17 protein-coding genes are annotated in these 20,597 nt (G+C 50.1%); 15 read left to right on the forward strand and 2 right to left on the reverse strand.

From position 1 onward, the window contains the following. The first annotated feature begins 3 nt into the window (after nt 1-3). The 9 genes from kdpB (at nt 4) to C7R91_RS17205 (ending at nt 11,757) form a co-directional block, all read left to right on the forward strand. Complete coding sequence (gene kdpB, locus C7R91_RS17160; protein ID WP_047073830.1) at nt 4-2,043, forward strand: potassium-transporting ATPase subunit KdpB; 2,040 nt, start codon at nt 4-6, stop codon at nt 2,041-2,043. A gap of 35 nt (nt 2,044-2,078) precedes the next feature. After that, complete coding sequence (kdpC, locus tag C7R91_RS17165; RefSeq protein ID WP_047073831.1) at nt 2,079-2,642, forward strand: potassium-transporting ATPase subunit KdpC; 564 nt, start codon at nt 2,079-2,081, stop codon at nt 2,640-2,642. Nucleotides 2,643-2,664: 22 nt separating this feature from the next. After that, nucleotides 2,665-4,995 (forward strand): universal stress protein, encoded by a 2,331-nt coding sequence (locus C7R91_RS17170; RefSeq protein ID WP_047073834.1) that lies wholly within the window; start codon nt 2,665-2,667, stop codon nt 4,993-4,995. A 12-nt stretch (nt 4,996-5,007) separates the two neighbouring features. Continuing rightward, nucleotides 5,008-5,733 (forward strand): hypothetical protein, encoded by a 726-nt coding sequence (locus tag C7R91_RS17175; RefSeq protein WP_047073835.1) that lies wholly within the window; start codon nt 5,008-5,010, stop codon nt 5,731-5,733. A 50-nt stretch (nt 5,734-5,783) separates the two neighbouring features. Then, entirely contained in the window at nt 5,784-6,659 is an 876-nt protein-coding gene (locus C7R91_RS17180; protein ID WP_047073837.1) for an arginase family protein, read from the forward strand. Nucleotides 6,660-7,158: 499 nt separating this feature from the next. Then, complete coding sequence (locus tag C7R91_RS17190; protein WP_047073838.1) at nt 7,159-7,725, forward strand: RNA polymerase sigma factor; 567 nt, start codon at nt 7,159-7,161, stop codon at nt 7,723-7,725. Further along, nucleotides 7,706-9,358, forward strand: a complete 1,653-nt coding sequence (locus C7R91_RS17195; RefSeq protein ID WP_047073839.1) for a DUF4179 domain-containing protein — start codon at nt 7,706-7,708, stop codon at nt 9,356-9,358. Before C7R91_RS17190 ends, C7R91_RS17195 begins: the two co-directional genes overlap by 20 nt. 190 nt (nt 9,359-9,548) lie before the next feature. Continuing rightward, nucleotides 9,549-10,115 (forward strand): RNA polymerase sigma factor, encoded by a 567-nt coding sequence (locus tag C7R91_RS17200; RefSeq protein WP_047073840.1) that lies wholly within the window; start codon nt 9,549-9,551, stop codon nt 10,113-10,115. Beyond that, nucleotides 10,096-11,757 (forward strand): DUF4179 domain-containing protein, encoded by a 1,662-nt coding sequence (locus C7R91_RS17205; RefSeq protein ID WP_047073842.1) that lies wholly within the window; start codon nt 10,096-10,098, stop codon nt 11,755-11,757. The genes C7R91_RS17200 and C7R91_RS17205 overlap by 20 nt, the downstream gene beginning before the upstream one ends. A 61-nt stretch (nt 11,758-11,818) precedes the next feature. On the opposite strand, the gene C7R91_RS17210 is transcribed toward C7R91_RS17205, so the two are convergent. Further along, nucleotides 11,819-12,448, reverse strand: a complete 630-nt coding sequence (locus C7R91_RS17210) for an HXXEE domain-containing protein (protein ID WP_047073843.1) — start codon at nt 12,446-12,448, stop codon at nt 11,819-11,821. A gap of 19 nt (nt 12,449-12,467) precedes the next feature. After that, a complete protein-coding gene (locus C7R91_RS17215) occupies nt 12,468-13,058 on the reverse strand; it encodes a TetR/AcrR family transcriptional regulator (RefSeq protein ID WP_047073845.1) in 591 nt (196 codons plus the stop codon). Between the two features lie 168 nt (nt 13,059-13,226). Here C7R91_RS17215 and ytaF point away from each other — a divergent pair, with 168 nt between their 5' ends. From ytaF to C7R91_RS17245, 6 genes are all read left to right on the forward strand, one after another. Continuing rightward, a complete protein-coding gene (gene ytaF / locus C7R91_RS17220; protein ID WP_047073847.1) occupies nt 13,227-13,919 on the forward strand; it encodes a sporulation membrane protein YtaF in 693 nt (230 codons plus the stop codon). Nucleotides 13,920-14,031: 112 nt separating this feature from the next. Continuing rightward, a complete protein-coding gene (locus C7R91_RS17225; RefSeq protein ID WP_047073848.1) occupies nt 14,032-16,836 on the forward strand; it encodes a calcium-translocating P-type ATPase, SERCA-type in 2,805 nt (934 codons plus the stop codon). Nucleotides 16,837-16,866: 30 nt separating this feature from the next. Then, the gene (yunB, locus tag C7R91_RS17230) at nt 16,867-17,568 is read left to right on the forward strand and encodes a sporulation protein YunB (protein WP_047073850.1); all 702 of its coding nucleotides are present in this window, start codon (nt 16,867-16,869) and stop codon (nt 17,566-17,568) included. Nucleotides 17,569-17,694: 126 nt separating this feature from the next. Next, entirely contained in the window at nt 17,695-18,669 is a 975-nt protein-coding gene (locus tag C7R91_RS17235; RefSeq protein WP_047073851.1) for a copper amine oxidase N-terminal domain-containing protein, read from the forward strand. A 134-nt stretch (nt 18,670-18,803) separates the two neighbouring features. Beyond that, complete coding sequence (locus C7R91_RS17240) at nt 18,804-19,874, forward strand: PAS domain-containing sensor histidine kinase (RefSeq protein ID WP_236697969.1); 1,071 nt, start codon at nt 18,804-18,806, stop codon at nt 19,872-19,874. Continuing rightward, nucleotides 19,849-20,505: a response regulator transcription factor gene (locus C7R91_RS17245; RefSeq protein WP_047073854.1), complete on the forward strand. Its 657-nt coding sequence runs from the start codon at nt 19,849-19,851 to the stop codon at nt 20,503-20,505. The genes C7R91_RS17240 and C7R91_RS17245 overlap by 26 nt, the downstream gene beginning before the upstream one ends. Nucleotides 20,506-20,597: the final 92 nt, after the last annotated feature.

Here is a 20,597-nt window from a genome sequence, read left to right on the forward strand (position 1 = left end):
TCCATGAGTAGAACGCGCACGGTTGCGCTTCCTAAAGATTTGTACCAGCGGGCCTTTGTCGAGTCTTTCAAAAAACTGGACCCGCGTGTGATGATGAAAAATCCTGTCATGTTCGTGGTAGAGATCGGGTTCTTCATTACGCTTCTCCTGACGCTTGTGCCAAATTTGTTTGGGGGAGCTTCGGACTCGTTTTACAACGGTATCGTCAGCTTTATCCTGTTCGTGACGATTTTGTTCGCCAACTTCGCAGAAGCATTGGCAGAAGGGCGCGGCAAAGCACAGGCAGAAAGCTTGAAAAAAACGAAGCAGGACACGCAAGCAAAAAAAGTGGGGAAAGATGGCCGCATTCAGGTCGTCAGTTCCACAGAACTGCGAAAAGGCGATCTGGTTATCGTGGAAGCAGGCGAGCTGATTCCATCCGACGGGGAAATCGTCGAGGGTGTCGCCTCTGTGGACGAATCAGCGATTACGGGTGAATCCGCTCCGGTCATTAAAGAAGCAGGTGGCGATTTCAGCTCTGTCACGGGAGGCACACGTGTAGTCAGTGACCGCATCCGCGTCCGGGTGACGACTGATCCCGGCGAATCGTTTTTGGATCGCATGATTTCGTTGGTAGAGGGCGCGAAAAGACAGAAGACCCCGAATGAAATCGCGTTGAATACGCTGTTGGTCAGCTTGACGCTGATTTTCCTTATCGTCTGCACGACCTTGCTGCCTATTGCCAACTATGTAAATGCAGCCATTCCGGTTGCGACACTGATTGCTTTGCTCGTTTGCTTGATTCCGACTACGATTGGCGGACTCTTGTCAGCGATTGGGATTGCGGGTATGGACCGAGTCACACAGTTTAACGTCATCGCCATGTCTGGTAAAGCGGTTGAGGCATCCGGTGACATCAACACTATTATTTTGGATAAAACAGGAACGATCACGCATGGTAACCGGATGGCTGCCGAGTTTGTCACCGTAGGCAACAGCAAAAGCGTGGAATTGAACCGAGTAGCTGCACAAAGCTCGGTCCATGACGAAACACCGGAAGGACGCTCTGTTGTAGAGCTGGCGAAAAAACAAGGGCTGGCACCTGCTGAACTGGAATTGCCCGGTTCCGAAGGCGTGGAGTTCCGCGCTGAAACAAGAATGAGCGGGACGAATCTGGCAGGCGGTGTCCTCATCCGCAAAGGGGCCGTCGACGCCATCAAAAAATACGTGGCAGAGCAAGGGGGCAACATCCCTGCTGACTTGGATGAAAAAGCAAACCGGATTGCAACGGCGGGCGGCACGCCATTGGCTGTAGCAGAAGGCAATACGATTCTCGGTTTGATTTACTTGAAGGATACCGTAAAGCCAGGGATGCGCGAACGCTTTGAAGAGCTGCGCCGCATGGGAATTCGTACGGTCATGTGCACGGGAGATAACCCGCTGACAGCAGCGACGATTGCCCGTGAAGCTGGTGTAGATGATTTCGTAGCGGAAGCCAAGCCGGAGGATAAGATTGCGCTGATCCGCAAAGAACAAGCGGCAGGCAAGCTGGTCGCCATGACAGGTGACGGTACGAATGACGCGCCAGCTCTCGCACAAGCCGATGTTGGTTTGGCAATGAACACGGGTACGGTAGCGGCGAAGGAAGCAGCGAACATGGTCGATCTGGATTCTGACCCGACCAAAATCATCGAGGTCGTGGCGATTGGCAAGCAGCTTTTGATGACACGCGGTGCATTGACGACGTTCAGTATCGCCAATGACGTAGCGAAATACTTCGCGATCATTCCAGCGATGTTCATGCTGGCGATCCCACAAATGAGTGCGCTCAACATCATGGGTCTGGCTACACCGGAAAGTGCGATTTTGTCCGCGTTGATCTTCAATGCGATCATCATCCCGATCCTGATTCCGTTGGCGATGAAAGGTGTGAAATACACCCCGATGAGCGCGACGAAGCTGCTCAGCCGCAATCTGGTGATCTATGGTCTGGGAGGAATTATCGTTCCGTTCGTGGGTATCAAGCTGATTGACTTGATTTTGATCGGATTGAATCTGGTGTAACTCATATTGAAAAAAGAAAGCCAAGGTGAACCGATATGATATGGAAAAATTTGCGTCTCAGCCTCGTTTTGCTGCTGATTTGTGGTGTCGCCTATCCGCTGGCGATGACAGGAATTTCACAGGTTGTCATGCCTGCACAAGCAAGCGGTAGTCTCATCACGGATGCAAGCGGCAAGGTGGTTGGCTCCGAGCTGATTGGGCAAACCTTCACTGATCCGAAGTACTTCTGGGGACGCATTTCTTCTATTGATAACAATGCGTCAGGCTCCGGCTCGAACAACTACGCGCCATCCAATCCGGCCCTGATCGAACGTACGCAAAAGGATATTGCCGCATTTCTGGCAGCGAATCCTGGCGTGAAGCAGGAAGACATCCCGGCTGATTTGCTGACCAACTCCGCTTCCGGTCTGGACCCGCATATCTCGCCAAAGGCTGCCCAGATACAAGTAGAGCGTGTAGCGAAGGCCCGTAATCTCGAACCGGTACAACTACAGGCTCTGATTGAAGCGAATACAGAGGGAAGAAGCTTGGGGGTATTCGGAGAGCCGCGTGTCAATGTAGTGAAGCTGAATATAGCTTTGGACGCATTGAAGAAGTAAAGAGTGAAGGGAGGGCTGCGAGATGGTAGAGCAGTATCGGCGAAAGTCCCCGGAGGAAATCTTGCAGTCCATCTCCAGAATGCACCGGGGCAGGCTGAAAATCATTCTGGGAGCTGTCAGTGGCTCAGGTAAAACCTATCACCTGCTCATGGAAGGGCAGTCACTCAAGAAAAAAGAGATTGATGTGGTCGTAGCTGGCTCAGGTGAGGCCACTCATCCCAAGCTGGCGCAAAAGAGGGAGGGCTTGGAGCAAATCCAGCCAATCATCTGGTATTGCCTCGGGGAAGTGAGGCATGATCTGGACGTTGCAGCTATTATCGAGCGAGATCCAGAAGTCGTGCTCGTAGACGGTTTGGCTCATCGCAATCGTCCAGATGCTCCGCGTCCAACCAGCCTGGACGATGTTCAGTATTTGTTGAACCACAATATTAGTGTGATTGCGACGGTCAACATTTACGAATTGGCCGGGATGAAAGAAATGGCGGAGCGACTGACGAAAGCAGAAGTGCGGATTGACCAGTGTGTCCCTGAGGATACGCTTGCCATGGCTGACGAGGTGAAATTGCTCGACGTCACGCCAGAAGCCATTCTGAAGAGGCTGCAAGAAGACGATCGCAACCCGATTCGAACCAAGCATCCGTTGTTTCGCAGAGACAATCTTCATGTGCTGCGGGAACTCGCTCTTCGGTTCGTAGCTACGGGTGTAAACGAGGATTTGGAGGATTATCGGGAGAAGCACGGCATGGTAGGGGCTTCAGGAGCCACAGAAAAGGTGCTGGTTTCTGCTCAGTATCATTGGAACGGCTCGATATTGGTACGGCGCGGGCAACAGGTTGCCAAGCGGCTCGGTGGAGAGCTCTTGGTCGTCTGTTTTCTCCCTTTGTCCAAGAAACTGACGAAGGAAGAAGTGACTTTTAAGAGAGCCATCGGAAAGCTCGTGGACAAAGTCGGAGGTACCTTTGAAGAGCAGATGCTTGCACGTGAAAAGGACGTAGCAAACGAGCTCGTCGCCTATGCGATGGAGAATAATGTGACCCGAATCGTCATGGGGCAGTCCAAGCGTACGCGCTGGGAAGAGATATGGTATGGCTCCATCGTTCATAAGATTCTTCGGCAAACGAAAAATATTGATATATTGATCGTGGCAGATCGTTCCGAGCGGGACGGTGAGCGCGTCATGCCGACCAAACGCGAAAAAGCGAAAACGCCCAATCCGTACCGACGGCTCTCCGATGAGGAGATGCAGCAAGAAATCGGTAAAATCAAGCGCGGGACGCTAAAAGTATATGTAGGAGCCGCACCTGGTGTCGGCAAGACGTACACGATGCTCCGCGAAGGCAACGAGCTCGCTGAAAATGGCATCGACGTGGTGATTGGGCTTTTGGAAACGCATGGACGAAAAGAAACCATTGAGCAGGTAGGCGGACTTCCTCTTATTCCGCGCAAGCGCATTCCGTATAAAAATGTGACCCTAGAAGAAATGGATACGGACGAAATTATCCGGCGAAATCCGGAGGTTGTACTGGTGGATGAGCTGGCACATACGAACGTGCCGGGGAGTGCCTATGAGAAGCGATACCACGATGTCGAGAAGATATTGGCTGCGGGTATTTCCGTCATATCCACGATGAACATTCAGCACCTCGAGAGCCTAAACGACAGCGTCGAGCAGATCACGGGAATCCGCGTGCGAGAGACGGTGCCGGACCATATTCTGCATCAGGCAGATGAGGTAGAGCTGATTGATATTTCCCCCAAAGCGTTGCGTCAGAGGATGCGGGAGGGCAATATTTACGCGCTGGAAAAGGTGGAGCAGTCGCTGACCAACTTTTTCAAAACGGGGAATTTGATCGCATTGCGTGAGTTGGCCTTGCGTGAAGTGGCGGACGACGTCGACGAACGCTTGGAGGCGTGGGAACGACGAACGCTGCGCGGGCCTTGGCGGCAGCAGGAAGTTATTTTTGTCTGTGTGAATTTGCGCGCAGACAGTGAACGATTGATTCGCCGAGGGTTTCGAATTGCCTATCGGCTGAAGGCGTCGTGGCATGTAGCTTACGTGCAGGATCATCTGTCGCTGACGGAAGAGGAAGAGACACAGCTAGCGAAGCTGAAGGCACTAACAGAGCGACTCGGGGGTCGCTTCGAACGGTACGAAGCCCCTTCCCGACGCAAGGTTTTTACCCGGCTGGTTTGGCATATGAACGAAAAAGGAACGACGCAGGTCGTCATCGGGCAGTCGGCGCGGACCCGCTGGAAGGAAATTCTCGAGGGTTCGGTCATCCAGCGATTATTGCGGGAGGTCCGACACATGGATGTGCTGGTCGTGGCTGATCACGCACCCGATTTGATGTAAGGGAGGGTAATGATGGGCACAGAAAAAGAAGGGCAATGGGATCAAAGCGTGGCAGACGCCTATAGCCGTTTGGAGTGCCTGATACTAGAGCCAACTGCGGAGGCAGATTTGTTTTCCAGGCTGATCCGGGTCTACCTGGAGGAAGAAGAGGTACGCATACGGCAAAAGCTAAAGCGCAAATCCTCACAGCGAATCTCTCGCGTCATGCATGAGCGGGTGGGTGAGTTTTTGTCCGGGCAGTTGACCGGGCTTTCGTTTCAAGTGATCGATGGTCTCTTGTTTATAAAGAGGGGAGAGCAGCTAGTCGGGGCACTCAAATGCATCCCTGATCTCGGCAGCTACGATACTCCGTCCTGGAATGCAACACTTGCCCGTTTTGCCAAGCAGTATCAGAAGCGGTTCCAGCTGGCGCCAGAGAAGCTGCTGTTCGTTGTCTGCTCGCTCGCGAAAAGTTTGGATGCAGCTCATGCCAAGGAGTTGACCGGAATTGATGTGTGGTGTGGTGCGGCGCTAACAACTCCAGCTTATCGGGATGCGTTGCAGGTGTATGTCAACAAATATGTGGAAGTCATGGACGCGCTCCCGCAGCCAGTGAACCAAGTGTATTTCTTGAGTGCAGATGCCCATCCGAATGCGCTTGCTTGCCAATTGCTGCGCGGGGAAAAAGCTTTCTTGCCAGATCGTTGGCTGCGGCCGTCCGTCAGTGAGCTCATCCAATTATTGCAAGCCAAGCTGTGATATACTTTTAGGGATGGTCATACGATGAATTTCCTTGGGAGGGACTTTTTATCAAAGTAAAAGTAGCTGGTATCCCGCATTTCACAGGGGCATATGTCTCTGGTACAGAATTGGCTCCTGACGCGCTTCGTACAGCAGGATTGATCGAGCAGTTGCAGCAGCATGGCTTGGATGTGCAGGATGTAGGAAATCTGCATCTTCCCGATGATTTGCCTCGCCATAATATTCCACCAGTTCGTAATTGGCCGGCTCCGCGCATGTTTTGGGATTTGCTGCAAAAGGACGCACAAGAGTGGCTCGATACAGACGACTTTGTCTTGATGCTCGGCGGCGATTGCAGCTTGGTCGTTGCAACGGCACAGGCTCATCAGTCTCGGTATCAGGAAAAAGCGTATCTGCTCGTGCTTGACGGTCATCTCGATGCAGTAGTTCCATCGGCTTCTCGCTGTATTGGGGCGGCAGGGATGGGATTGTGGTTTTTGCTTCAGGATCGTGGACAATGGATCGAGCCAAGCGGCTGGAATGCAGAGCGAATCCGCCTTGTCGGCTGCCAGCAGATGCCAGCAGAGACTTTCGGCGTTGACGTCATGACCTTGGCTCAGCTCACAGAGGGAAGCCTAGTGGAACGAGTTTCTCATATGCTCCAATCGATCCCGCCTGATGCCAAAATCCTCGTTCATTTCGATGTAGATATCATGCACAAAGACGCGATGCCAGCGGCCTATTCCCCAAGTGAGACAGGATTGTCGCTGTCCGAAGCGGAGACATTACTAGCAACTGTCTTGCGAGATTCGCGCGTGACAAGTATGGAAGTGACGGAATTCTCAGGAGCAAGGGATACTACTGGCGAGTATGCGCAGAAGCTGGTAGAGTTGCTGGCCCGGGCACTAGCTGCACGTGCTAAAGCCCTCCCATCTATGAAATAGTTTCGATAGCGAGTGAGCTCGACAGTTCTGATTCGTTCAGGCTGTCGGGCTCTTTTTTGGGGATCTTCCTAAGTTTTAAAAGGTACCGATTAGCCAAGAAAGCCGGTGAGAAGAAAAAGCACAGGGCTCGCAGACCTTGACAACGCCTACCCAGTCGGAACTTTAAAAAGAGGACCACGCTTGTCGAACACTTCTTCCCTGAGAAACATCCGCCCGTAGGGTGGCTTTGGCTCGACGCTCCTCTTTTTAAAGTGGAGACGGACAGTCAATCCCCCCTGCTGGCGTGTCAGAGTCGAAGAGAACTGTGCTTTTTCTTCTCCTCCACAATGTTGACTCAAACAAATAGCTTTGAAGCCCCTCTTTTGACAGAAAAATAAATTTTTCAAAAATAAGGAGAAAGGATTCTCCAGCAAATTCGTATTAGTGTTGAATCACCCAAAACGGAAGCTGCGCAGCATTCCCCAAAGGCTGATCGCTGATAGACGGAGGAGTAGCAAAAATGCCGGACGATCGGGAATTGATCGAGCAAATCCTGGCTGGCAATCACCAGCTGTACAGTCAGATTATTGACAGGTACAAGGGCAAGATCGTGACCTACTTGTACAAAATGATCGGTAACATGCCTGACGCACAGGATTTGGCTCAAGACGTGTTTACCAAAACCTTTTACCTATTGAAAGACTATCGGCCAGAGCACAAGTTTTCTTCATGGCTGTATCGAATCGCGAGCAATCATTGTCTCGATGAAATACGAAGACGCAAAAGGACGGAGCAGACAGCAATTGTGGAGGAACAGATCGTTGATCCAGAGACACCAGAAACCACTCTGTTAAAAAAGGAGCGAGACGCCCAGCTGGAGCGCAGTATCATGCTGCTGGATGAGGAGTATCGCGAGGTGTTCGTTCTGCATTACTTGAAGCGTCTGTCGTATCGGGAAATCAGCGAGCGACTGTCTCTTACGGAGAGCGCTGTTCAAATGCGTTTGTTCCGTGCTCGTAAAGAGATGAAGAAAAGCCTGATGAAAACAATGGGAGGGGGAGATATTTATGACATGCTTCATGTTTAATCAATGGAAGCTCTATGCAAATGGCGAGCTCCCCCCTGCCGAAAGCAAAGGACTGGAGCAGCATGCAGTAGAATGCCCACAATGTCAAATCAAGCTGCAAGAGTGGGTAGATTACATGCTGGAAGAGGAATTCTCCGCCTATCCGGAAGTTCCTGTACCCGATACCTTTACGGACGAGGTCATGAGTAAACTGTTCGAAGAGGTTCCCGTACGTACGGCACGGAAGCGCTCCTCCCGAACCAGAAGACAAAGGGGTTGGGATATTGTGAAGAAGACAGGACTGGTAGTAGCAGGACTTACTGCGTTGGTAGTGACAGGAACCGCTGTATCGCCGACGTTTGCGAATTATGTGAATAGCTTGTTCCAGATAGAAAAGGATGCGGATAGCGGCATGAAAAATGCCGTGAATAAAGGCCTTGTTCAAAAGCTGGAGCAGAAGATAACCGATCAAGGGATTACTTTCGAAGCAAAAGAGTTGATGGCTGACTCGATGAGGATTGCAATTATCTTTGATATGTACGACCAGAATGGCAAGCAAATAGAAGACCACTCTATGAAGCTTCAGTTAATTGATTCCAACGGAAAAGATTGGTTGGCGGAGGATGGAAGAGAGGAGTCTGGGAGTAGTCATGGGCAGTTTTTCATCACTGAGCTGAGCTTGAACGATATTTTCGAATCGGCGGAGGCTACTCCTGACCAACTGACCTTGAAAATCGTACCAACAGACATCGAAGGCAAGACAGGGAAGTGGGAATTGGAAATTCCGGTCGATATGAAGAAAGCGAAAGAAGCGACCAAAACGGTTGCGTTCAAAGACGCCGTGTATCAATCACCACAAGGGCTTGAGCTTAAACTGAAACAAATCGAATTTTCCCCAAGTGCGACACGGGTTATGCTGGATTCAACGGTTCCAAAATCAGCTTACGTAGAGTTTGAACGGGCAGTGCTCATGTATGATAAGGATCATCCGGAAGGAGTCCACATCACAAACAAAAAAGTCGAACCTACTCTATCAGGAGGTGATATCGCGTACGAAATTACCAACGAGAAAGGTGAGGTCGTGGCAGCTCGGGATATGTTTGGATTAGATAAAGGAATCGCGAAAAAGAAGAATGTTCTTTACGTCTCTGGACTGTCCAGTAAACAAGAAGGCGATATCACGAAGTGGTGGCATACATTTGGCCCGCTACAGGGTGAACAAAAGTTAAAGTTTCAGCTCCAAAAAGTTTATGAGAACAAACTGGCTTCTCCCAAATTCGACCTCATTCCAGAAGACTTAAACAAGAAGGCAGCGACTTTCAAGGATGAGACAGGCAGTTCGTTTACATTCTCCTCTTTTTCGTGGACACCTGCTAGCGGGGAGGAAAAAGGTAAGGCTGTGATAATTGTAGAAGGTACACTAGGAAAAGACGTGGTCTCCATCAGATATTGGTATGTAAAGGATGAAAATGGGAAGACTTACTACGCGACATTGAATCCAGAAAGCACCAGAGACAAAGATGGACGTGTACATTTCAAAGGTGAGCTGGTCATTCCGAAATTGGAGCAAGCACCGAAAAGGCTTACTATTTGCTATCCTGAATATACGGTAGAGCACCACGTAAATTGGGAAGTGCCATTTGAAATCAAATAGATGAAACACAGAAAAAGGAAGAGGCTGACAGAGGCCTCTTCCTTTTTTATTTCGAAAAGTGATTATAGAATTTTTTAAAAGTAGAGAAAGGTTTTTCCAGAAAATCCGTAATAGCTTATGAATCAACCAAAACGGAAGCTGCGCAGCATTCCCCGCTGGCTTGATCTGTGATAGATGGAGGAGTAGCAAAATGCCGGACGATCAGGAACTAATCGAGCAAATCCTGGCTGGCGATCATGAGCAGTACAGACAAATTGTTGACAGGTACAAGGGCAAGATCGTTGGCTATTTGTACAGGATGATCGGCAACATGCCAGACGCACAGGATTTGGCTCAAGACGTGTTTATCAAAACCTTTTATCGTTTACATGACTATCGGCCTGAGTACAGGTTTTCGTCGTGGCTGTATCGAATTGCGAGCAATCATTGTTTCGATGAAATGCGAAAACGCAAACGGACAGAGCAAGTAGAAATCGATGAGGAGCAGCTGATTGATCTAGACACGCCTGAGACGACTTTGTTGAAAAAGGAACGGGACACCGAGCTGGAACGCAGCATCATGCTGCTGGATGAGGAGTATCGCGAAGTATTCGTCCTGTTTTACATCCATCGTCTGTCGTATCGGGAAATCAGCGAGCAACTGTCTCTCTCGGAGAGTTCCATTCAGATGCGTTTATTCCGCGCCCGCAAAAAGATGAGAGACAGCCTGGCGAAAACGATGGGAGGGGGAGCTATTTATGAAATGCTTCATGTTTAATCAATTGAAGCTATACGTAAACGATGAGCTGGCCCCTGCCGAGAGCAAAGGATTGGAGCAACATGTGGAAAATTGCCCACAATGCCAGAAGCAACTGCAAGAGTGGGTAGAAGGCATTCAGGAAGAGGATTTTTCCACCATTCTGGAGGCTCCTGTATCCGATGTGTTTACAGATGAGGTCATGGATAAGCTGTCTGATGCAATTCCTCCACGTTCTAAGCGAAAGCGCTCCTCCCTAACTAGAAGACAAAGGGGTTGGGATATTGTGAAGAAGACAGGATTGGTAGTAGCAGGACTTACGGCGTTGGTGGTGACAGGAACGGTTGTATCACCTACGTTTGCGAATTATGTGAATAGCATGTTCCAGATTGAAAAGGATGCGGATAGCGGTATGAAAAACGCCGTCCATAAAGGCCTTGTTCAAAAGCTGGAGCAAAAGGCGACCGATCAAGGAATTACTGTCGAGTTAAAAGAGCTGTTGGCTGACTCGATGAGGATCGCCGTCATCTATAATGTGTACGACGAGAGCGGCAAGAAGATTGAAGATCATGTTTTGAATGCGAAGCTGATTGATCAGAACGGAAAAGATTGGTTCGAGGATGATGGAGGAGATAATTCGGGAAGTCATGGAGAGTTTTTTATCACAGAGCGATTTTTGAACGAAATCTTCGAATCAACTGAGGCGACTCCTGACCAACTGACCTTACATTTAGAACAGACAGAAATCGCTGATAAGACAGGAAAATGGTCATTTGAAGTTCCGATTGATATGAAGAAAGCCAAGGAAGCGACGAAAACGGTTGCCTTCAAGGATACGGCTTTTCAATCGCCGCAAGGGCTCGGGATTGAGCTGAAAAATATCGAATTTTCCCCGAGTGCGACACGGGTCATGCTGGATACCACTTTCCCAAAATCAGCTTATTTGGAGGTTGAACGAACGTCGATCCTGTACGATCGGAAAAATCCGCAAGGGGCCATTATCACAGAAAAAGAGCGTGATCCTGCTTTTTCGGGAGAGAATATGATGTACGAAATCACCAATGAAAAAGGGGAAGTGGTAGCAGCTTGGGATATGAAATCATTGGATGATGGGCTTGATAACAAGGAGAATGTTCTTTTCACACCAAGAACAGAAGAAGAAGCGGAAGAAAGACCAGAAGGCGATGTCTTGAATTGGTGGCATACATTTGGCCCGATACAGGGAGAACAAAAATTAAAGCTTGAGCTAAAGAAAATTTATGAGAAAAAGCTGGCTTCGCCTAAATTTGATCTGGTTCCAACAGAACTAGACAAGAAAGCTGCGACTTTCAAGGATGAGACAGGCAGTACCTTTACATTCTCTTCTTTTGCATGGGAGCCAGGTAACGGCGAAGATCTAGGTGAGGCCGTAATGACCATAGAGGGGACATTAGGAAAAGGCATAGTCGAGAACCGCGATTGGTCTGTAAAGGATGAAAATGGGAAGACTTACCCTGCGTCAGTGAGTACGGAAAGCACCAGAGACAAGGACGGGCGGGTACAGATCAAAGGTGAGATCACGATTCCGCGCTTGAAGCAACAACCGAAAAAGCTCACGGTATCCTACGCTACCTATATGGTGGAACACGACGTGAAGTGGGAAGTACCTTTTGAAATCAAATAGTACAAAGAAAAGGAAGAGGCCGACAGGGGCCTCTTCTTTTTTGTTACAAGAGCTAGTTTTTTTATGATTTGTGAGCGTAAGGCCCCAACTGCTGACGAGTAAAGGTATAACGCGAATTTTCGTCCTTTAGCCACATATTCCCCTTCACAATGAGAATGTACACCGCAACGATGAAGTAGCCCGTCCCAATGATCCAGTCTGATGTGGTTACCATGCCAGTGGAGATGATATGCCGGATATACCATACCCCGATTGGGATGTGGAAAAGGATAACGGCGAACAAACCCGGATTGTAGAAGGTTTTTGCTTTCAGATTCGCAAAAATTCCATGCCAGATAAACTGGAAGAAGCCCATGAGAATCGGTGCCAAGCCGAGCCAGACGACCGTCGGGAACAAGAGGGGAACCAGATAAAAGACATAGGCAATGACGAGGTTGATGATCATCGCAGACTGTGGATTCAGCGGGTATCGTTCTGGATGGCTGCTTTTGAAAATCAAACCATTAAACAGTCCGGCAAAATATCCCGGCCAACGGTACTCTTCATATTGATGAACAAGGATGGCGATGAAGCTTAGCCACAATAGCCGCTCAATAGCAGGAATGGTACTCCATTGCAGCATGAGATACAGCCCTACGCCGACTGCCACCAACACACCAAGGTCTGACCAATATTTTCGCAAAAAGCCCATTTGTGTCTCCCCCTATTTCCTATTTTTCATGAAAATAGCGTGCGAATAACAAATCAATCTGTTGCTCGACGGAAGCGACCTCGATGCCAGCGCCTGTAGACAATATCGACTTGAGCAAGGCTGGCAGAAAAATCGCTCCAAACAGCTGCATGATCATCGTCATAAGAACCTCATGGTCTTCTTCGTGGGTAATTTCCTTCAAAACTCCCTCAATTTTCACAAACCCAATGCTCTTGAGAAATTGGCCGTACTCATATTGCGAGGTAAATACAGCGCCACCCAGCGAAAAGATTCGTGAAACCAGCTCGGGATATTGCTGGATGATCTGCACGTAACTCATTAAAAACTGCTTGAGTCGTTCTTGGGGAAGCAGAGATGTGTTATCCAAGAGATCAAATGTAGCTGTAAAGCTGCCTAGAAAAGCACTGAGGGCTTCATTAATGAGCTTATCCTTGGAACCGAAATAGTAGTTAACCAAAGCTACGTTGGTACCGGAATCCGCTGCGATTTTCCGCACCGTCACACTCTCGAAGCCTTCCATCTTGATCAAATCCAGTGTCGATTGCAAAATTTTCGCTTTCGTTTCGCTGTTTTTATCTATCTGTGACATGACCAACCTCCTTTTTCTTGGAAGCAAAAACGTTTTGTTAAACATCGTTTTAAACGTTGTTTAATTTAATGGTAGCACTTTCCAATCGAGATGGCAATGATTCGTTTTTGCACATCAGCGGAGCTTTTCGCGTATACCTAATAGGCAATGGGAAAGAGGTGACCACATATGAGCGGATGGCTCGCACTCCTGCTCGTTTCCCTGGCCATCAGCATGGACAGTGTCAGTGTAGGATTGACGTATGGTTTACGGAACATGAAGATGCCCTTTTTGTCGCTCGTCGTCGTTTCTGGTTGTTCGTTTGCTGTTGTCTATGGTGTCATGCTCGTAGGCTCATCCCTCACTGAATGGTTAACACCCGAGATCGGCAAGTATATTGGTGCTGCGGTCTTGATTCTCATGGGGTTGTTTACTTTGTGGCGGCTCATTGCGGCAAGGTCGGGAACAGAGGCTCAGGAGTCTACTGCTGACAGCAGCAACGCCGTTGTAGCCGCAGAAAAACAGGAAGAGCAGGAACCCATCGTATTATTGTCGCAGTTCCGTATTTTTGGTGTCATGATTCAGATTTTAAAAGATCCGTCCAAAGCCGATGCTGACCGTTCTGGGCATATTATGGGCTGGGAGGCCGTCATGTTGGGGCTTGCCCTGTCATTGGATGCTTTCGGGGCAGGCATTAGCCTTACGTTTTTGGGATACTCGCCACTGCTCGTCGCTCTCTGTATTGCGGTGATGAGCGCCTTGCTTCTTGTGATAGGAATTGCCCTCGGCAGGCGCGCCGGAAAGGCCAGATGGCTGACGCGACTCACCTGGCTGCCGCCGATTTTGTTGATTTGCATTGGCGTAGCCAAAAGCTTGAAGTAGTGATTTATACCAAAAATATGGAACCCGTCCGGATAAATGGACGGGTTGTTTTATTTTCTAGCTCGTCTGCATACACATGAAAATGAGTGAGATGTGGATGGAGGAGATGTAGGTGGATACACAGCCAATTCGAAAATGGTACACGCTGGCGGCGGCCGACGTGACCGAAGCCCTTCATAGTGATGCTGCGCAAGGGTTGACTCAGCAGGAGGCGGAGCGGCGACTGGCTAAACAAGGTGCCAACCAGTTGGCTGAACAGAAGCGAAAGCCTCTCTACTCGGTCTTTGTTGATCAGTTCAAGGATTTTATGGTACTCATCCTGTTCATTGCAACACTGATTTCGTACTTCCTCGGAGAGTACCTGGATGCGATTGCGATTATCGCGATCATCCTTATTAACGGGATCCTCGGATTTATTCAGGAGGCCAAGGCTGAGCGATCCTTGCAGGCGCTAAAGGAGCTGGCATCCCCGATGGCGCGCGTCATCCGGGGTGGGCACATTTCCATGATACCGGCTTCGCGGCTGGTACCTGGTGATCTGGTGCAATTGGAGGCCGGGGACCGTGTTCCCGCAGATTTACGTTTGCTTTCGGCCAATCGGCTAGAGGTAGAGGAGTCTGCGTTGACAGGGGAGTCTGTCCCCGTCGGAAAAAACGTGAAAAAACTGGAGACAGCCCAGGCCTCCACTGTACCGCTTGGCGACCAAAAGAATCTCGCGTTCATGGGCACGATGGTGACCGGAGGAACAGGGAGCGGTATCGTCGTAGCGACAGGGATGAGCACGGAAATTGGGAAAATCGCGCACCTGATGAATACAGCGGAAGAAGCAGAAACCCCTTTGCAGCTGCGATTGGAGCAAATGGGCAAAATTCTCGTGGTCGTTGCACTGCTGTTGACGATTGTAGTCATTGCTGCTGGTGTCTGGCATGGTCATGAGCTGTTTACGATGTTCCTCGCCGGGGTGAGTCTCGCAGTGGCGGCAATTCCGGAAGGCTTGCCGGCGATTGTGACTGTCGCGCTAGCGCTCGGCGTCCAGCGGATGATCCGCCGCAATGCGATCGTACGCAAGCTCCCATCAGTCGAGACATTGGGCTGCGCCTCTGTTATTTGCTCCGATAAGACAGGGACCCTGACTCAAAATAAAATGACCGTTACCCAAGTGTGGCACAGCGATTCCACGTATGAGGTGAGCGGTAGCGGCTACGCACCGGAGGGATCCTTTCACTACCTGGGGAAAATGGTATCTCCTGCCCGTGACGGAGCGCTCACGCAAATCATCCGAATCGCAGACAGATGCAACAACGCCCGTTTGACTTGCGAGGAGCAAAGCACGCGCAATCTGCTCGGGATGGGCAAGACGTCACGCTTTTGGCAAGTCATAGGCGACCCGACAGAAGGTGCTCTCAAGGTGCTTGCCGCGAAGGCATTGGGCGGCAATACAGAGCGTAGCAACCAAAAGAGTCAGGGACAGCGTGTGGAGGAGCTCCCCTTTGATTCTGACCGCAAAATGATGTCGGTCGTCGAAAAGGGGACAGACGGTGTGTATTCCCTGCTGACCAAAGGCGCGGCAGAGGCATTGCTGGCTAGATCGACGCACATTTTGTGGAAAGGAGAGCTCATACCACTCTCCGCGACGCTTCGTCACCAAGTATTGGAGCAAACGGAGCGGATGGCAGGCAAAGCGCTGCGCGTACTGGGCTTCGCGTATAAGACGCTGCAAGGCTATCGCCCGGGACAGCCAATCGGCTCCCTCGAAAACAATCTCGTCTTTGTCGGATTGGCCGGAATGATCGATCCGCCGCGTGAAGAGGTGCGTCCAGCGATCGATCTGTGCCATCAAGCAGGAATCAAGACGGTCATGATTACAGGCGACCACAAGGTAACAGCAGAAGCAATCGCCCGGCAGATTGGTTTGATGCGTGGATACGGTGAAGTATTGGAGGGGCGGGAGCTGGATAGCATGTCAGATGAGCAGCTCGCAGAGTATGCGGAGCGCGTCACTGTCTATGCCCGTGTGTCCCCTGAGCACAAGCTGCGGATCGTCCGTGCCCTGCAAAGCCAAGGACATGTGGTCGCCATGACCGGAGACGGTGTCAATGATGCTCCTGCGATCAAGACCTCAGACATTGGGATTGCGATGGGGATTACCGGTACGGATGTGACGAAGGAAGCGGCCGATCTCGTGCTGCGTGACGATAACTTCGCTACGATTGTCGCTGCCGTCGAGGAAGGGCGCAACATCTATGACAACATTCGAAAATTCATCCGTTATTTGCTGGCGTCCAACGTAGGCGAGATTCTCGTCATGTTTTTTGCAATGCTCCTCGGGCTTCCTTTGCCTTTGGTTCCGATCCAGATCTTGTGGGTCAATCTCGTGACGGATGGTTTGCCGGCCATGGCGCTGGGCATCGATCCGGCGGAGAAAGATACGATGTATCAGAAGCCGCGCAACAAGGCAGAGAACATATTCAGCCGAGGGTTGGGCTGGAAGATTATTAGCCGCGGCTTTCTCATCGGGGCCATGACGCTCTTGGCTTTCTGGCTGACTCTCAAAGATAATCCGAATGACTTGGTGCACGCCCAGACTGTCGCTTTCGTCACGTTGGTTATGGCACAGCTGATTCACGTTTTCGATTGCCGGAGTCAATACAGCGTTTTTCACCGGAATGTATTTGAAAACAAATACCTCGTCTGGGCCGTGCTTTCGTCGATCGTGCTCGTGATCGGTGTCGTATACATGGAGGCGCTTCAGCCAATCTTCAAAACAACGGATCTAAATCTGCGCGATTGGGCATTAATTTTGGTCGCAGCGGGAGTTCCTACGTTTGTCGCAGGCATCGGTGGGGTGCTTACCAGCGGCAGACAGCGCACAGGCAAAGAGAAACGCCCAGCTATGCGTACGGTTCGTCCTGACTAACCGAGTCGCCAAAGGGGAGAGGGAGCCATCGTGCGCTTGAGAAGGGGTGGATGGAAAAGACGCGGTAGGCGAATTTTTGCATGGACACTGATGATGATTGTCGTGTTGATCGTTTTGTTTATCGTTGTGGAACGCAGGGTAGAGCCGACGTTGATGTTGATTGCCCAGGCCAAGGCAGAGCAGGTCGCCAAGCTCGCCATTACCGATGCAGTCACCAAACGGATGACCCAGCAGGGTGTCGACGTTAACGAAGTTGTCATCATGGAGAAGGACGAGAATGGCAGCATCAAAGCAGTGAATTTTAATTTCAAAGAGTACTCCCGGATTGTAGGGGAAACGACAGCTCGTATTCAAAATCGCCTGAAGGAATTCGAGCAGGAGCACGTCCAGACAACCATACCACTCGGCTTGGCTACCAAAAACGTCTTTCTGGAGCACTTTGGGCCTGAGATTCCGGTGTCGTTCGTTCCGATTGGAGCCGTCAAGACCAAGCTGGAAACAGGCCTGAAGCAAGCCGGGATCAACATGGTGCTGGTGACTGTCTACATTCACGTCGAGGTCGATTTGCGGGTCATTATCCCGTTTGCGACCAAGCAACAGACGGTCACCACACAAATCCCGGTCTCCGAAGCCCTGATCGTCGGCAAGGTACCGACTTATTTGTACGATAACCCGTCAGGCAAGCCTGATGTGCCGATGCTGCAAAACAACGAAATCCCAAGCCAGCCGTGATGTTTCTCGCATATACGCGAACGATTTACACATCTATGAAAATTTTTTTGAAACGTTTCTGAAAGGGTGCCGTCCAATGAATAGAGACACACAAAAACAAGCAAGAACATTGGAGGCGTAATCAACATGAAAGCAATCCGTACAGGTATGATGACAATCGCGGCACTGGCCGTTTTGGGAACTAGCGTAGTATCTGCAACCTCCGAACCAGTAAAAGAACTTTCCGTTAACATTAACGGTCAAGCAATCGCACAAGATGCGATCTTCGATAAAGGCCAACAAACCGTACTGGTTCCACTTCGTCCCGTAGCTGAAGCCCTCGGTTTCAAAGTAAGCTGGAACGACAAGGAAAAAGCAGCAGAAGTGCAAAGAGGCGCGATCACCAGTTACGCAAAAGAAGGAGAGGATCGCTATCCTTTCGCAAAAATGTACAAAACGCTGGGAGCAGAGCCGCGCGTACTGAATGGCAGCACCTATGTGCCAGTCGCATTCGTTGACGAAATTCTGCAAGCCGACGTGAATGTAACCGATAATACAGTGACTGTAGTGGAGGACGAAATCGCTCCTATGCGCACAGGTACCATTACGAACATCAATAAATCCGATAAAGGGTACTCGGTTACACTGAACATCTATGAGTCTGGCATCATCCTGCACCTGACAGAAGACACTAAAATTACGGATGAAGCTGGGAAAGTGCTGAAGCCAGAAGACTTGAAGCTGGGTATGGCGGTAGATGCTACAACCGAAAAATTCATGGCGATGAGCTTGCCGCCACAAACGAGTGTGCTCAGCATCACGGTAAAAGGCGGTCTGGAGACTCAGGACGTCCTGGGAACAGCGGGAAAAGTAGCGAGCATCTCTGCTGATAAAGATGGCAACTACAAAATGCTCGTAGAGGGTCGCGGTATTACCGCCACCTCCCAAGAAAAAATCAACCTGAACATTACCGAGAAAACGGTGATCATCAATGCGCGAAATAACAAAGTACTCTCTCCAGCTGAGCTGAAAGAGGATATGCAAGTAGTGGCCTTCTACGGTCCAATGATGACGAAGAGCCTGCCGCCTATCGGCACAGCTGAGAAAATCGTAGTAGAGTAAGAGAAAGAACGGGATGGCATTTGCTGTCCCGTTTTCTTTTGTTCCTTTCATGATGTTCAGGGAATTCCCTGATACACTTTCTTTTATGGAAACTTTACAATAACGTTAGGATGATTGTCTCAAAAGGAGGAGCCATGGCTACGTCGAGTGAAGTGCTTTCCCTGATGCAGTCCATCTTTGCCAACGTCAGCGATGCGATCCTGGTGATTGATCAGGAGGGACGAATCATAAAGGCCAATGCTGCGTTGGAGCAGATGACGGGCTGGACAGAAGAAGAGCTGATTCGAGATAAACATATTTGCGAGCTGTGTCTCGGAATGGCAACATGTATGGAAGAAACGAGCTGCACGGATTGCTTTTTTAAGCGTGTGCAAATGCCTTCATTCGAGATGAGGCTTCGAACGAAATCAGGTGTGGATTACCCTGTCGCTGCCAGCTCTGCGAGACTAGAGGATGAAGCGCAGGGGAAGCTGGTCATGATTTTGCGTGATATGTCTGCGCAACAGCGAGTGGAAAAAGAGCGCTACCAGTACAAGCTGACGAATTTTGCGATCCAAGCACAAGAAGAAGAACGAAAGCGCATCGCCCGAGAGCTGCATGATGGCGTAGGGCAGGCGCTTTATAGTATTTTAGTGGGTCTAAACGTAGTCAGACAACGAGAATTGAGCGAGCCAGTTATGCAGCATGTCTCGGAATTGGTGAATATGACTTCCAAGGCGATGGAGGAAGTGAAGCGCATGGCGCTGGAGCTGCGTCCGTCTGCACTGGATGATCTCGGTTTGTTGCCTGCCTTACGTTCGTTGATGAAACGGGTAGAAAAGACGTTTCATATCCAGGTGGAGCTGCATGTTCAGGGGGAGAAACGCAGATACTCTGCTGCGATGGAAACAGCGTTGTACCGGATTGTACAGGAAGCTATGACCAATACGGCAAAATACGCAAAGGCGAGCCATCTGGGAATCATGTTCGAGAATCGGGAGAAGGAAATTGTCGTCACGATTGTAGATGACGGCGTAGGGTTTGAAGTAGAGAAAACATTGAACATCGGCAAAGGTCTCGGTGTGTTTGGCATGAAGGAGCGTGCCCAGCTGCTTGGTGGTACCGTTGATATTCGCTCCGCACCCGAGGAAGGAACGACGGTGATCGTCCGAATTCCGGTGCCGAAGGAGGGGGTAGAGGATGAGCATTCGCGTCTTGATCGCTGATGATCATGCGATTGTACGCTCTGGGCTGGGGATGCTGATCAACGCCCAGGAGGACATGGAAGTCGTCGGTTATGCAGCTGACGGAAAAGAGGCATGTGAAAAAGCATTGGAAGTCCGGCCCAACGTCGTCCTGATGGATTTGAGCATGCCGCCTGGGGAAAACGGCTTGACGGCAACGGCCAGACTGAAGGAAACGGCACCAGATATTCAGGTGCTCGTGCTTACGATGCATGATGACGAGGAATACTTGTTTCGGGTACTGCAAGCTGGTGCTGCCGGCTATATATTAAAAAGTGCCCCTGACCTCGATTTGATCACGGCAATCCGTTCGGTCAATCAAGGCATGGCGTATTTGTATCCATCTGCGACGAAATCTCTGATCGAGGAATTTTTGCAAATGGTCAAGAACGGTGAGGAGCAGGCCAAGTACGACATCCTGACTGATCGGGAAAAAGAAGTGCTGGTCTTGATTGCAAAGGGCTTCAGCAACAAGGAGATTGCTGAGCAGCTCACTGTTTCCGTTAAGACGGTGGAATCGCATAAAGCGCACATTATGGAAAAGCTCCACCTGCGTACGAGGCCTGATTTGGTGCGGTATGCGATTAAGAAGGGCTGGCTGGATTTTGAGTAAGGACGATCCCAATACGGGGTCGTCTTTTTTTGTGTCGAACCTGTGACCAAAAACGGTCATAAAACGGTCGAAATCAGGGGTTTCCCGGAACA

The sequence above is a fragment of the Brevibacillus formosus genome, assembly GCF_003013405.1.
Lineage (GTDB): Bacteria > Bacillota > Bacilli > Brevibacillales > Brevibacillaceae > Brevibacillus > Brevibacillus formosus.